Origin of the sequence: Vibrio renipiscarius, from assembly GCF_000827885.1 — a bacterium.
GTDB classification, from domain to species: Bacteria; Pseudomonadota; Gammaproteobacteria; order Enterobacterales; family Vibrionaceae; genus Vibrio; species Vibrio renipiscarius.
This window is the reverse complement of sequence record NZ_JTKH01000006.1, coordinates 96,944-111,098: the sequence shown is the minus strand read 5'-3', so window position 1 is coordinate 111,098 and position 14,155 is coordinate 96,944. Positions and strand designations below refer to the sequence as shown.

At 45.6% G+C, this 14,155-nt stretch carries 16 protein-coding genes; 13 read left to right on the top strand and 3 right to left on the bottom strand.

The genetic code is table 11. The features are described from left to right. The first annotated feature begins 70 nt into the window (after nt 1-70). From OJ16_RS03730 to OJ16_RS03675, 12 genes are all read left to right on the top strand, one after another. Nucleotides 71-733, top strand: coding sequence for an LPS-assembly lipoprotein LptE (locus OJ16_RS03730; RefSeq protein WP_040987592.1), 663 nt, complete (start codon nt 71-73; stop codon nt 731-733). Between the two features lie 8 nt (nt 734-741). Then, entirely contained in the window at nt 742-1,755 is a 1,014-nt protein-coding gene (gene holA, locus OJ16_RS03725) for a DNA polymerase III subunit delta (protein WP_040987590.1), read from the top strand. Nucleotides 1,756-1,819: 64 nt separating this feature from the next. After that, nucleotides 1,820-2,137, top strand: coding sequence for a ribosome silencing factor (gene rsfS, locus OJ16_RS03720; protein WP_040987588.1), 318 nt, complete (start codon nt 1,820-1,822; stop codon nt 2,135-2,137). A 3-nt stretch (nt 2,138-2,140) separates the two neighbouring features. Further along, on the top strand, nt 2,141-2,611 hold the full coding sequence (rlmH, locus tag OJ16_RS03715; RefSeq protein ID WP_005593586.1) for a 23S rRNA (pseudouridine(1915)-N(3))-methyltransferase RlmH: 471 nt from the start codon (nt 2,141-2,143) through the stop codon (nt 2,609-2,611). Nucleotides 2,612-2,617: 6 nt separating this feature from the next. After that, complete coding sequence (gene mrdA / locus OJ16_RS03710; protein ID WP_040987584.1) at nt 2,618-4,513, top strand: penicillin-binding protein 2; 1,896 nt, start codon at nt 2,618-2,620, stop codon at nt 4,511-4,513. Continuing rightward, nucleotides 4,513-5,634 carry a rod shape-determining protein RodA gene (gene rodA / locus OJ16_RS03705; protein WP_040987582.1) on the top strand — a complete coding sequence of 374 codons (1,122 nt, stop codon included), beginning with the start codon at nt 4,513-4,515 and terminating at the stop codon, nt 5,632-5,634. Before mrdA ends, rodA begins: the two co-directional genes overlap by 1 nt. Next, on the top strand, nt 5,634-6,488 hold the full coding sequence (locus OJ16_RS03700; RefSeq protein WP_040987580.1) for a septal ring lytic transglycosylase RlpA family protein: 855 nt from the start codon (nt 5,634-5,636) through the stop codon (nt 6,486-6,488). Before rodA ends, OJ16_RS03700 begins: the two co-directional genes overlap by 1 nt. A gap of 89 nt (nt 6,489-6,577) precedes the next feature. Continuing rightward, a complete protein-coding gene (locus OJ16_RS03695; RefSeq protein ID WP_040987578.1) occupies nt 6,578-7,756 on the top strand; it encodes a serine hydrolase in 1,179 nt (392 codons plus the stop codon). A 145-nt stretch (nt 7,757-7,901) separates the two neighbouring features. Beyond that, nucleotides 7,902-8,180 (top strand): DUF493 family protein YbeD, encoded by a 279-nt coding sequence (gene ybeD, locus OJ16_RS03690; protein ID WP_040987576.1) that lies wholly within the window; start codon nt 7,902-7,904, stop codon nt 8,178-8,180. A 178-nt stretch (nt 8,181-8,358) separates the two neighbouring features. After that, a complete protein-coding gene (gene lipB / locus OJ16_RS03685) occupies nt 8,359-9,012 on the top strand; it encodes a lipoyl(octanoyl) transferase LipB (RefSeq protein WP_040987574.1) in 654 nt (217 codons plus the stop codon). Between the two features lie 7 nt (nt 9,013-9,019). Beyond that, complete coding sequence (gene lipA / locus OJ16_RS03680; protein ID WP_006711282.1) at nt 9,020-9,985, top strand: lipoyl synthase; 966 nt, start codon at nt 9,020-9,022, stop codon at nt 9,983-9,985. 231 nt (nt 9,986-10,216) lie between these two features. Next, the gene (locus tag OJ16_RS03675; protein ID WP_040987570.1) at nt 10,217-10,543 is read left to right on the top strand and encodes a hypothetical protein; all 327 of its coding nucleotides are present in this window, start codon (nt 10,217-10,219) and stop codon (nt 10,541-10,543) included. 257 nt (nt 10,544-10,800) lie between these two features. Here OJ16_RS03675 and glyA read toward each other — a convergent pair whose 3' ends face one another. Further along, on the bottom strand, nt 10,801-12,051 hold the full coding sequence (glyA, locus tag OJ16_RS03670; protein WP_040987568.1) for a serine hydroxymethyltransferase: 1,251 nt from the start codon (nt 12,049-12,051) through the stop codon (nt 10,801-10,803). Between the two features lie 334 nt (nt 12,052-12,385). Between glyA and OJ16_RS03665 the strand changes: the two genes are divergently transcribed. Beyond that, the gene (locus OJ16_RS03665) at nt 12,386-12,985 is read left to right on the top strand and encodes a YitT family protein (RefSeq protein WP_040987566.1); all 600 of its coding nucleotides are present in this window, start codon (nt 12,386-12,388) and stop codon (nt 12,983-12,985) included. A 169-nt stretch (nt 12,986-13,154) separates the two neighbouring features. On the opposite strand, the gene OJ16_RS03660 is transcribed toward OJ16_RS03665, so the two are convergent. Beyond that, on the bottom strand, nt 13,155-13,499 hold the full coding sequence (locus OJ16_RS03660) for an MliC family protein (protein ID WP_040987564.1): 345 nt from the start codon (nt 13,497-13,499) through the stop codon (nt 13,155-13,157). Nucleotides 13,500-13,550: 51 nt separating this feature from the next. Continuing rightward, a complete protein-coding gene (gene gmhB / locus OJ16_RS03655; protein WP_040987562.1) occupies nt 13,551-14,102 on the bottom strand; it encodes a D-glycero-beta-D-manno-heptose 1,7-bisphosphate 7-phosphatase in 552 nt (183 codons plus the stop codon). Nucleotides 14,103-14,155: the final 53 nt, after the last annotated feature.

Below are 14,155 nucleotides of genomic sequence, written 5' to 3'. Positions count from 1 at the left end.
TCACTCGCGACTTGCCACTCAATCGTCAGTGATTTTAGATAAATAACCCATAACAGAGAGCCGTACCTCAATGCGTCTATTTTCCCTATCTTCGATTAAGCTAACTAGTGTTGTACTAGCAGCGAGCCTTTTGACTGCTTGTGGTTTCCACCTACGAGGCGATTATTCGATTCCCGAAGAACTCGACACTATGTCGCTCACCAGTTACGACCAATACAGCACCTTTACCCGTATGATGCGCGCTCAACTGCGCATGAGTGAAGTCACCCTTGTGCCACCAGCTGAAAATGTCCCAAATCTTCACTTGCTCGGTGAAAGCGTCGGCGAACGTACATTGTCGCTCTACCAAAATACGCGCGCAGCCGAAAAAGAACTTACATTTAATACTTCATACCGCGTGACGATTCCTGAAATTGGTTCACGCCAACTCTCCACTAGCGTGACGCGCAGCTATCTTGATAACCCACTCACCGCTCTTGCAAAATCGGTTGAGCGCGACATGATTGAAGATGAAATGCGCAAACTAGCCGCAAGCCAAATCATTCGTCAAATGGCTCGCCTAAAAGCAGATATCGAAGCTGGCACCATGCTGACTGGTCAAGAAGTGGATGAACAAAAAGCACAGGAACGCGCAGAGGAAGAAGAACAATACCGCATTGATACGATTGAAGATGAAACCAACTCAATCGATCTTCAGGAGCCGGATCTTCAGCAAACTGAACTTGAGCAATAGAGATCTAAATGCGTATTTTTGCTGACCGTTTAACGGATCAACTGAGTAAACAGCTTCACCCAATCTACCTTTTGTTTGGTAATGAGCCGCTCTTACTGCAAGAGTCTCGACAAGCGATTCAAAAAGCGGCGGTCCAACAAGGGTTTGAAGAACGGCATCGATTTACCATCGATGCCAGCTTTGACTGGTATCAGGTGTATGATTGCTGCCAAGCGATGAGCCTATTTTCAGCTCGTCAATTGATTGAGTTAGAACTGCCTGAATCTGGCGTTAATGTCGCGATAGCAAAAGAACTGCTTATCGTGGCAGACATGCTTCATCCTGATGTCATCTTGGTTATCGTAGGGTCAAAACTAACGAAAGCGCAAGAAAGTGCGAAATGGTTTAAAACCTTAAGCGCGCAAGCTTGCTGGGTAAACTGCCTTAGCCCTGATTTACAGCGCTTACCTCAGTTTGTCCAAACTCGTTGCCGTGCTCTGGGGTTACAACCGGATGCAGAAGCGGTTCAGATGCTGGCACAATGGCACGAAGGCAATTTATTTGCGTTAAGCCAAAGCTTAGAGAAATTGGTTCTGCTCTACCCCGATGGTCAATTGACCATGGTGCGAGTGGAGGAGTCTCTCAGCCGTCATAACCATTTTACGGCTTTTCATTGGACCGATGCTCTACTTGCCGGTAAAGGCAATCGCGCCCAACGTATTTTGCGCCAATTAGAGGCGGAAGGGACAGAAGTCGTGATTCTCGTTCGCACCATTCAACGTGAACTGACACAATTACTGCAAATGCAGCAACAAGCCCAGACGAGCAGCATCAATCAAGTTTTTGATAGCTATAGAATTTGGCAAACCAAACGACCATTGTATAGCGCAGCATTGCAACGCCTCAATACAACCAAACTGCTGCAATTGTTGCAACTGTTAGCGCGTATCGAAGTACAAAGTAAAACTCAATATGACATCTCAAGTTGGCCAACATTACACCAACTCAGTACCGAGATTTGCTTGCCACAAGTGCAGCTATAAAAAGCGTGCTATAATCCGCCGCCTATTTTTGACCCGAACACCCCGCTTCATTGAGGAAATCAATTTGCAAAACGAACAACTTAACGCATTCCTAGTAGACAAAGCAGACGACATGAAAGCCGAAGGCATTTTAACTATTGATGTGCAGGGCAAATCAAGTATTACTGACTTTATGATCATTTGTACTGGAACCTCTAAGCGTCACGTTACTTCAATTGCAGAACATGTCGCTCGCGAAGCGAAGCTCGTTGGTAAAGAACCTTTTGCTATCGATGGCACCGAAGAAGGTGAATGGGTAATTGTGGATATGGGTGACTCGATTTTACACGTCATGCAACAAGAACAACGCGAGCTATACCAACTTGAAAAACTTTGGGGCTAACGGATGAAAATTCAATTAGTTGCCGTCGGCACTAAAATGCCAAAGTGGGTAGAAGAAGGTTTTCAAGAATACCGTCGTCGTTTCCCTCACGATATGCCACTAGAGTTAATTGAAATTACCGCCGGTAAGCGCGGTAAGAATGCAGATATCGCCAGAATCTTGCAGAAAGAAGGCGAAGCGATGTTGGCTGCGGTACCAAAGGGCAACCGCATTGTTACGCTCGATATTCCAGGTAAGAAATGGGATACCCCTCAACTTGCCGAACAGCTTGAAGCATGGAAACTCGATGCCCGAGATGTCTCAATTTTGATTGGCGGCCCAGAAGGTCTCGCGCCGGCTTGTAAAGCCGCGGCGGAACAAAGCTGGTCACTCTCTGCTCTTACTTTACCACACCCGCTGGTTCGTATTGTGATGGCAGAAAGTCTATACCGAGCGTGGAGCATCACGACTAACCATCCCTATCACCGAGAATAGCCATCGATGTTGAGGAAGCGTACCCGTATTCGCGATTACCAAGAGGAATCGCGATTGTTTGGCAGCAGAGCCATTGTCGCCTTCATTGGTATTTTTGTCATGATGGGGATCTTGATCGTCAACCTGTACAATATCCAGGTGAACCAATATCAAGACTACAAAACCCGCTCAAACGACAACCGCATTAAAGTCGTGCCTATCGCGCCTAATCGCGGGCTTATTTATGATCGCAATGGCATCTTATTAGCCGAAAACCGTCCTGTCTTTAGTCTGGAAATTACACCAGAAAAAATCAAAGACATGGATGATACGGTTGCGCGTCTCCAGCAAATTTTAAACATTACGCCTGAGCAAGTCGCTCGCTTTGAAAAAGAACGACGTCAGACTCGCCGCTTTAATTCCGTGCCGATTCTTAACCAACTGAGTGAAGAGCAAGTCGCGAAGTTTTCAGTCAATCAGCATAAGTTTCCTGGCGTCACGGTTAACGCAAACCTCAAACGTTATTACCCTTATGGGGAAGTCCTAACGCACGTTATCGGCTACGTATCCCGCATTAATGATCGCGATATACAACGTTTGGTCCGTGAAGAAAAAGAAGCAAATTATAAAGCCACGCGCGACATCGGCAAACTCGGTATTGAACGCTACTATGAAGACACACTTCATGGAACCGCGGGCTATCAGGAAGTCGAGGTCAACAGCCGAGGCCGTATCATTCGCGTGTTAAAATACGTCCCACCGATTCCAGGGAACGACATTGTTTTAAACCTTGATATCGATTTACAACAATATATTCATGACTTACTTGCCAATCGACGCGGAAGCGCGGTGGTACTTGATCCGCATGACAACGGCGTTTTAGCCATGGTTTCAAGCCCAAGCTACGATCCGAACTCTTTCGTACATGGCATTTCAGGTAAAGATTACCAAGCGCTGCTGAGCAACAAAGATCGTCCGTTAGTCAACCGAGCGACACTGGGTATCTACCCACCCGCGTCAACCATCAAACCCATGATGGCGGTTTCGGCCTTACAAGAAGGAGTTATCACGCCTAACACCGTGCGTAATGACCCTGGATATTGGAAGATTCCGAATTCAAAAACCAAGCCCTTCCGCGATTGGTTACGCTGGGGACATGGCAGGGTTGATGTGGTGAAATCGATTGAAGAATCAGTCGACACCTTCTATTACCAAGTCGCTTATGACATGGGCATAGACCGCATCTCACAATGGATGATGATGTTTGGCTTTGGCGATTACACCGGCATCGATATCCACGAAGAAAGCAAAGCGAATATGCCAACACGAGAGTGGAAACAGGCGCGTCACCGCACCCCTTGGTATCAAGGCGATACGATTCCCGTTGGTATTGGGCAAGGCTATTGGACAACCACCCCAATGCAGTTGGCGAAGGCCACCTCCGTACTGGTTAACCGTGGCGAAGTCTTTGCTCCTCACTTGTTGCGAGCAACCATTGAAAATGGACAACCTTTTAGCCAAGGTTCTATGGTCGAAGCGCTCACTTACCCGCCTATCTCTGGCGTCAAAAGCAGCTATTGGGATATTGCGATTGAAGGTATGCGCCGCGTAAACCATGGTAGAAAAGGGACTGCTCGCCGTGCATTTGTCGATACGCCATACGTCAGTGCAGGTAAATCGGGCACCGCTCAAGTCTTTGGCTTAGGGGAAGATGAGGAATACAACGCAGATGAACTTGCGGAGCATTTGCGCGACCACGCCCTCTTCACTGGCTTTGCTCCTATCGAGGATCCTCAGGTCGTTGTCACCATCGTATTAGAAAATGCGGGCGGTGGTTCAACCAATGGAGCTCCAGTGGTGAGAAAAGTGTTTGACCGAATATTAGTTGATAACAAAGAACAATATAGTGAGGTGAAAAAGTAATGAGTTTTGACCCCGCGACCGGCCAAAACCGGTCGCTGTTTGAGCGTTTCCATATCGATTTACCCCTGTTATTGGGCATTTTACTGCTGATGGCTTTTAGCCTAGTGGTCATGTTCAGCGCCAGTGGACAAAGTTTTGCGATGATGGATCGCCAAGCAATGCGAATGATACTCGCATTAGGGGTGATGCTCTTTCTTGCTCAGTTACCGCCTCGCACTTATGAAACGCTTGCCCCCTTACTCTTTTTCTTGGGGGTAGCGTTATTGATCGGCGTGCTGTTTTTTGGTGAATCGTCAAAAGGGGCACAACGCTGGCTCAATTTAGGGTTTGTCCGCTTTCAGCCCTCTGAACTGCTCAAACTCGCCGTACCACTCATGGTGGCTCGTTACATTGGCCGACGCTCCCTGCCTCCGACCTTTCAAACACTGATGATGTCGTTGGTCATGGTATGCGTCCCCACGATACTCATCGCGAAGCAACCGGATCTCGGTACGTCAATCCTGATTGCCGCTTCGGGTGTTTTTGTTATTTTCCTCGCCGGTATCAGCTGGAAAATCATCTTTAGTGCGGTCTGCACGGTCAGTGCTTTTTTGCCTATCCTGTGGTTTTTCTTGATGCGCGAGTATCAAAAGGTACGAGTAAGAACCTTGTTTGATCCTGAGTCCGATCCTTTAGGGGCTGGCTACCACATCATCCAAAGTAAAATTGCGATCGGCTCTGGCGGCATTATGGGTAAAGGTTGGCTGCAAGGTACCCAATCACAATTGGAGTTTTTACCTGAGCGTCATACCGACTTTATCTTTGCCGTGATTGCTGAAGAATGGGGCTTAGTCGGCATTCTCTCACTCTTGGTGATATACCTCTTTATTATTGGCCGAGGGTTATACCTGGCAAGCCAAGCGCAAACGGCCTTTGGCCGAATGATTGCGGGCAGTATTGTGTTAAGTTTTTTTGTTTACGTGTTTGTAAACATTGGTATGGTAAGTGGCATTTTACCCGTCGTTGGTGTGCCACTGCCTTTAATTAGTTACGGCGGTACCTCAATGGTAACCTTAATGGCCGGTTTTGGTATTTTGATGTCTATCCACACACATAGAAAAGCGTTTTCAAAGGCAACCTAATGAATAAATTACACAAACTCGCCTCACTGGCATTAATTAGCACTGTAATCGTTGGTTGTTCATCTTCACCTTCTGAGCCAGAGAAAACGCCGACGCCAACAGAACCAACAACGCCTCCGATCTCAGAATCTGATCGCTATCAAGCTGAGCGTTACGACATCAAAGAGGACTTAGCGCCGAAAGAACCGATGTCGGTCGAACACATTGATGAGATCGTTCCCCAGTATGAACCTTACAGTTTAGGCGGCACCAAGAATTACACCGTCCGTGGGCAGCGCTACCAAATCATTAAAGATCCCAAAGGCTTTAAAGAAAAAGGTCAGGCTTCTTGGTATGGCAAAAAGTTCCACGGCCATTTGACATCGATTGGCGAAGTTTACGACATGTACTCAATGAGTGCTGCGCACAAGGAATTACCGCTCCCTAGCTATGTAAAAGTCACCAATACTGATAATGGTAAAAGCACAATTGTACGAGTGAATGACCGAGGTCCCTTTCATCCGGGGCGCATCATCGATTTAAGCTATGCAGCGGCGACCAAATTGGATGTTATCCACACCGGTACTGCTAATGTTGAAATTGAGGTCATTACGCCAGAAAAACCACAATCTGAACATCAGCAAAAAACGCTGCCGAAATACCAAATTCAGGTCGCCTCTTCGCCACACAAAGATCGCGTTGAAACTTTAGCGCAAGATCTGAGTCAAAAGCTGTCGGTGCCGAGCTTTGTTGGCTCAGACCAAGAAATACATCGCGTGCTGTTGGGCCCATTTGATGACTATAATCTGACGCAAAACGCATTAGAACAAGTTAAACTCCTGGGTTATTCCAGTGCCTTCATTAGAAAAAACTAGTTTCCTTCTCGTTCAGAGCATTCCCTTGTCTGGTCTGAACGCTGGTTTCTGTTAATATATGGACAGTTCAAGATAAATCTGTAGTCAATATGAAAAAAACAACGTTAATTAAAACCGTTTTTGCGTCTTCTATTGCGCTTACGGCAAGCTTCGCCTCTTCTGTAATGGCATCTCCAATTGTCGTTCCTGATGCACCACAAATTGCAGCAAAAGGCTACGTTCTGATGGATTACCATTCAGGCAAAGTACTGGCGCAAAAAGAAATGAACACCCAGTTGTCACCGGCTAGCTTAACCAAGATGATGACCAGCTACGTTATCGGTCAAGAACTGGCGCGTGGCAATATTTCTGAAAATGACGATGTCACCATCAGTAAAAATGCATGGGCGAAAAACTTCCCAGATTCTTCTAAGATGTTTATCGAAGTCGGCACCACCGTTAAGGTTGGCGATCTTAACCGCGGCATCATCATCCAATCAGGCAATGATGCCTGTGTCGCGATGGCAGAACACATTGCAGGTTCAGAAGATGCCTTTGTTGATCTTATGAATGCTTGGGCAAGCACGCTGAATATGACCAACACCCACTTCGGTAACGTTCATGGTCTAGACAACGATGAGCTTTACTCAACGCCTTACGATATGGCGCTATTAGGCTCAGCACTGATCCGTGATGTTCCAGAAGAGTACCGAATCTACTCAGACAAAAAGTTTACCTATAACGGCATCACTCAATACAACCGCAATGGTCTACTTTGGGATAAAAGCATGAATGTGGACGGCATTAAAACCGGCCACACCAACAATGCAGGTTATAGCTTAGTAAGCTCAGCGACTGAAGGCAAAATGCGCCTTGTTGCTGTCGTGATGGGCACCAAAAATGCCAATGCGCGTAAATCTGAAAGCAAAAAGCTACTGAGTTATGGCTTCCGTTTCTTCGAAACTGTTGCACCACATAAAGCCGGTGAAACGTTTGTTGAAGAAAAAATTTGGATGGGTGACAAAGAGATGGTAGCGCTTGGTCTTGACCAAGACACTTATGTCACTTTGCCTCGTGGCCAAGCTAAAAATCTAAAAGCGAGCTTTGTACTTGAAAAAGAACTTGAAGCCCCAATTAGTAAAGGCGACGTTGTTGGTACGCTATACTACCAACTAGACGGTGAAGATATTGCACAATACCCATTACTTGCACTTGAAGATGTGCAAGAGGGTAGCTTATTTAGTCGCCTTTGGGATTACATCGTAATGCTGGTTAAAAGCTTATTCTAATCTCGGCCTCTGAATAATCGATACTAAGCCGCCTTTGGGCGGCTTTTGTTTTATTGCCGCATGATCGGCAACCTTGAGATTCAACTCGTTTGGCAGTAACATTCCGCGCTGCTCAGATCGACATTTCAACTTGGAGTTTCCAAAAATGCTGACTATTAACTCAGATGCAAAACTGAAAGACCTGCTTGAGTTTCCTTGTTCATTTACTTATAAGGTAATGGGCTACGCCAAGCCTGAATTGCCAGAGAAAGTGTTAGAGGTGATTCAACGCCATGCTCCGGGTGACTACAGTCCAACTGTGAAACCAAGTTCAAAAGGTAGCTACCACGCTGTGTCAGTTACTATCAAAGCCACTTCTATTGAACAAGTAGAAGCGCTCTATAAAGAACTTGGTGATATCGATATCGTTCGCATGGTTCTATAATTTTATTTTAAATAATAAAATATTTTTGAAAGCAGCTTAGGCTGCTTTTTTGTTATATATCAATAATATAAAAATCACACACGCTGTGCATGGTTAAAAAAGTGTTATCAACATATAGTCCGAGGTCGCGAAGAGGTTTATAATCCAACCACTTTAGTGATTTAAAATGGATTCAGGAATGCAAGAAACTTTGGTTGTGAGACATCTTGGTAAACAAGATTACGAGCCAATTTGGCGTGCCATGCATGCCTTTACCGATCAACGCAACGAGGAGACTCTCGATGAAATTTGGTTTGTAGAACATAATCCTGTCTTCACTCAAGGCCAAGCGGGAAAAACTGAGCACCTGCTCAACACAGGAGATATACCTGTGGTGCAAAGTGATCGCGGTGGCCAAGTGACTTACCATGGCCCTGGGCAAATGGTGGTCTATTTCCTGATAAACATACGCCGCAAAAAATTCGGCGTGCGAGATCTCGTTACTCACATTGAGAACCTCGTGATCAATACACTTAAAGCTTACAATATCGATTCAGCGGCTCGACCAGATGCACCTGGTGTGTATGTAGATAATAAAAAAATCTGCTCACTCGGCTTGCGTATCCGCAGAGGATGCTCATTTCATGGTTTAGCACTTAACGTTAATATGGACATGTCACCATTTCTGCGCATCAACCCATGTGGTTATGCGGGGATGGAAATGGCACAAGTTAGCCAACTTGGTGGTCCTGATGATGTCAATGTCGTTGCCGAACAACTACTAAAAGAACTTGCGACTCTGTTGGATTACCAACAACTACAAGTCAGCACAGCAGTCCCAAACGAGAAGTAATAAAAGCATGAGTAAACCAATCCAAATGGAAAAAGGCGTTAAATACCGTGACGCTGACAAAATGGCACTAATTCCAGTAAAGAATATGCCAACTGAGCAGAAAGAAGTTCTGCGCAAACCTGAGTGGATGAAGATTAAGTTGCCTGCTGACAGTCAACGCATCCAAGACATTAAATCAGCAATGCGTAAAAACAACCTGCACTCTGTTTGTGAAGAGGCCTCATGCCCTAACCTTGCGGAATGTTTCAACCACGGTACAGCAACCTTTATGATCTTAGGTGCGATTTGTACTCGACGTTGTCCATTCTGTGACGTTGCCCATGGTCGTCCAGTGACGCCAGAAGCCAACGAGCCGAAAAAATTGGCACAAACTATTGCTGACATGAAGCTTAAGTATGTCGTGATTACTTCTGTTGACCGCGACGATCTTCGTGATGGTGGCGCACAGCATTTTGCTGATTGTAACCGTGAAATTCGCGCATTAAGCCCGAACATCAAGATCGAAACATTAGTACCCGATTTCCGCGGCCGCATGGATGTTGCACTCGAATTGCTAAGCGAAAACACCCCGGACGTGTTTAATCACAACCTTGAAACAGCACCGCGCTTATACCGCAAAGTTCGCCCTGGTGCGAACTACAAATGGTCATTACAACTGCTGCAGAAATTCAAAGAGCAGCACCCTGAGATCCCAACTAAATCTGGTGTCATGATGGGACTAGGTGAGACGAAAGAAGAGATCGTCGAAGTACTGAAAGATCTGCGTGCGCACGGCGTCACCATGCTGACACTTGGTCAATACCTTGCACCAAGCCGTCACCACTTGCCTGTTGAGCGCTACGTGCCACCAGCAGAGTTTGATGAGCTAAAAGAAATTGCGCTTGAACTTGGTTTTACTCATGCTGCGTGTGGTCCATTTGTTCGCTCTTCTTACCATGCCGATCTTCAGGCACAAGGTATCGAAGTGAGCTAATCACTTGCCGCACACCTCTTCTAAAAAACCAGTCCTAGACTGGTTTTTTTGTATTCGACTTTCGAGATTCCACGCCGACAAAACGTTTGTCGCCTTGCACCATCCAGTATGCATACCTACTCTTAATCCATCAGTAAGAACGATCAAATACTTATATTGATTGGCACAGGACATACGTGACCAATCGGCTGGACGTCAGAGCATCATGAATAATAACAATAGGATATAGCCATGGATAAACGCCTGTTACTTTCTCTTTCTGCTTGCTTGGTACTGACAGCTTGCTCTTCCGCACCAAAGCATGCTCACTATCAAGAAGCGTCTTTTGAACTGTGTAACGCTGCTGTTGATATTTACTCACAAAGCGATGATGGCAGAGTCCGAATATTATGTTCAGATGGTTCGAAATTTGCCCTCAATACCGAAAGTACACTCGATACGATGCGCGATATCAACATTGATTACTGTCATGGTGAAGGGCTCGGTAAGTTTAACGAGAGCTCAAGCTACTACTCTTTCAAGTGTAAATCCGGCACATTACTGAGTATCGCGAAATAAAGACGACCAAGTGGTTATCAACACCTCATTTCCACTAGGGTATTGAGACGAAAAAAAGGAGCCTTAAGGCTCCTTTTCAGCGTTGCGTTTCACCAGTACATAAGTATCAAGCAGCACTGTTTCTACTGAGTGCTATTTTAGTGAATACTAAGTGTCATAATTTCAAACTGAATGGCGGCGAATTCAAGGAAAAGGCGCGCAATTTACATTAGTAAATGAGCACCTTTAACGCAGACGTCGAGTCATTCAGTAAAAAATTAAGCGTAAACCGGTAGACGCTTACAGATTGCCAGTACTTTCACTTTGGTTGCTTCAATCACAGACTCATCACCGATGTTGTCTAGGATGTCACACATCCAACCTGCCAATGCTTTTGAATCTTCTTCAGTAAAGCCACGGCGAGTGATTGATGGAGAACCAACACGGATACCAGACGTTACGAATGGGCTACGTGGATCGTTTGGTACTGAGTTCTTGTTAACCGTAATGTTAGCAGCGCCCAGAGCAGCATCCGCTTCTTTACCCGTGATGTCTTTGTCGATCAAGTCAACAAGGAACAGGTGGTTCTCTGTCGAACCAGAAACGATGTTGTAACCGCGTGCTAGGAATTCAGCCACCATTGCTTTTGCGTTAGCCACAACGCGCGCTTGGTATTCTTTGAATTCTGGCTCTAGCGCTTCTTTAAACGCGACCGCTTTACCGGCGATAACGTGCATTAGAGGGCCGCCTTGGCCACCCGGGAATACAGCCGAGTTTAGCTTCTTGTAAAGATCTTCACCTTCGTTAGAAAGGATAAGACCGCCACGAGGACCCGCCAGTGTTTTGTGCGTTGTGGTTGTCACGACATGTGCATGTGGCACTGGGTTCGGATAAACGCCTGCCGCAATAAGACCCGCTACGTGTGCCATATCAACGAAGAAGTAAGCCCCTACTTTGTCCGCGATTTCACGCATACGCGCCCAATCACACACTTGAGAGTAAGCAGAGAAACCACCGATGATCATCTTAGGTTTATGTTCTACCGCGAGTGCTTCCATCTCTTCGTAATCGATTTGACCGTTCTCGTCGATACCGTAAGGAATGATGTTGTATAGCTTACCTGAGAAGTTGACTGGTGAGCCGTGAGTCAGGTGACCGCCGTGTGCTAGGCTCATGCCTAAAACGGTATCACCCGCATTAAGTAGCGCCATGTAAACCGCGTTATTTGCCTGAGAACCAGAGTGTGGCTGTACGTTCGCGTATTCTGCGCCGAATAACTCACATGCACGTTCGATCGCTAGCGTTTCCACTTTATCAACATACTCACAACCGCCGTAGTAACGCTTGCCTGGGTAACCTTCTGCGTACTTATTGGTTAGCTGAGAACCTTGCGCTTCCATTACACGTGGGCTGGTGTAGTTTTCTGAAGCGATAAGTTCAATATGTTCTTCTTGGCGAACGGTTTCTTCTTGAATAGCTGCGAACAAATCCGCATCGTAATCTGCGATGTTCATATCACGCTTAAGCATCTGTATCTCCTGACTCAGATTTAGACTGAAAGTTGCAAAAAACTGGCAAACGACCCCGACGCAAACGTTTTCGTCACCCTACTGGCGCGCATTTTACATAATTTGATCTAGGTCATAAAGAAAAAATTGTATTTTTCTCATGCAGTTTTTTCATACTGGTTTTCAAGGATTGTCATGTTGAGGTTATCTTGAACCAATAACCATCAGCGTACAGTTTTACACCTTGTAAAACGACAATTACATAGGTTTACCTTAATTTTCGCTCTCAATCTACCGAAAACCTCATCTTTTCCTTAGTATGCTGACCATTCGTTCAAGGTTTAATTTTTAATTGATGGAAAAACATACACATAAAGAAGACTGGATCGCCATTTTAACGGGGTCGTTTATCGTGGCTCAAGGGGTCTTTTTTCTTCAATCTGCGCATCTTCTTACCGGAGGAACGACCGGACTAGCCTTGTTAGTCAGTCAGGTTGTGCCTTGGTCATTTGGTACATTGTACTTTTTGGCAAACTGCCCGTTTTATCTTTTAGCTTGGAAACGCTTTGGGGCACGCTTTGCGTTCAATAGTGCTATTTCTGGCGCATTAGTCTCGGTTATCACTGATCATCTCGATTTAGTCATCAGTCTCGATAAGATAAATCCAGCCTATTGTGCGTTCGCAGGGGGGATGTTGATGGGATTGGGCATGTTGATCCTATTTCGCCACCGTTCGAGCTTGGGTGGGTTCAACGTCTTGTGCTTGCTTATCCAAGACAAATTCGGTATTTCCGTTGGAAAAACTCAATTATTGATTGATTGCGCAATCCTTATTACATCGAGCTTCTTCGTTTCACTTGATACGCTGCTCTATTCCGTATTTGGCGCCATTGCACTCAATGTTGTGCTAGCCATGAATCATAAGCCGACTCGCTATGTCGTGAATTACCGCTGATGTCACGCGATTAACACGAAAATTTGAAACGAAAAAGGCTTGGGGGATAAACCACAAGCCTTTTTTATGATGCTGTCACAGGAGAGTATCAAGAGTATGCTCGGCGTTAACTCACGCAATGGACGTTTATTTAACCGTCAGCACAGAGCGTGTGTTATTGAACATCATCTCACTCATTCGTCTCACAGTTTTTATATACATTACGACCAAGCTCTAAACGAGCATAAGGACCTTTAGTGTATAAGGTGACCGGAAAGATCTCTGATGTCGCGCTTTCTGGTAACACGTAACGAGTGCCAGACCCTGCTGGAGCCTGTACCAGTGAATAATCAACCTCTTCGACGCGGATTTGAGCACCTTGTTCTGCGATGAGATACGTTGCCGCAAATTGCATCCCTTCATCACAAGAATATTGATACTGATGCGAACCGGAATCGGATGTTTGCGTGTCACCATTACCCGCACAACCAACCATGAGCAGCATTGTTGTTACGAGAAGCCCTACTTTGACCATGTTTACCTCCTGTAAAAATAAAGGCCGCAATTGCAGCCTTTATATAATAGTCTATTTATTTAGATAGTTAGGAACATCAGCAATACTATCTAGCACGGCACTCGCCAGCGCTTCACCTTGCTCGGTGATTGGCTTGCCCGTGCGAACCAATAATTTAGTGCCCACACCCGCTGCGTCTGCCGCCATCATGTCTTCTGCTTTATCGCCAACCATGACGGAATTCGCCATGTCAATTTTTAGAAAATCACGAGCCGATATGAACATACCTGGCTTTGGTTTACGGCAATCACAATCTTCCTTGTAGATACCTTGGCCGTGCTCAGCATGGTGCGGACAATAATAAATACCGTCTAACTCAACACCATTATCCTCAAAGTTCCAATCCATCCATTGAGTCAATGACTCGAATCGTTCTTCGCTGAACATGCCGCGCGCAATACCAGACTGATTGGTCACAAGCACAAGTAGGTAACCCATGTCTTTTAATTTTTTGGTTGCCTCAAAGACACCGTCAATAAATTCAAAGTCATGCTCGTCATGGACATAGCCGTGATCAACGTTGATCACACCGTCACGATCTAAAAAGACTGCTGGTTTCGCCAAAATTTGCTTCTCTATCTACTTTATTTAATCAGAATTATTGCACGCTTTATTTC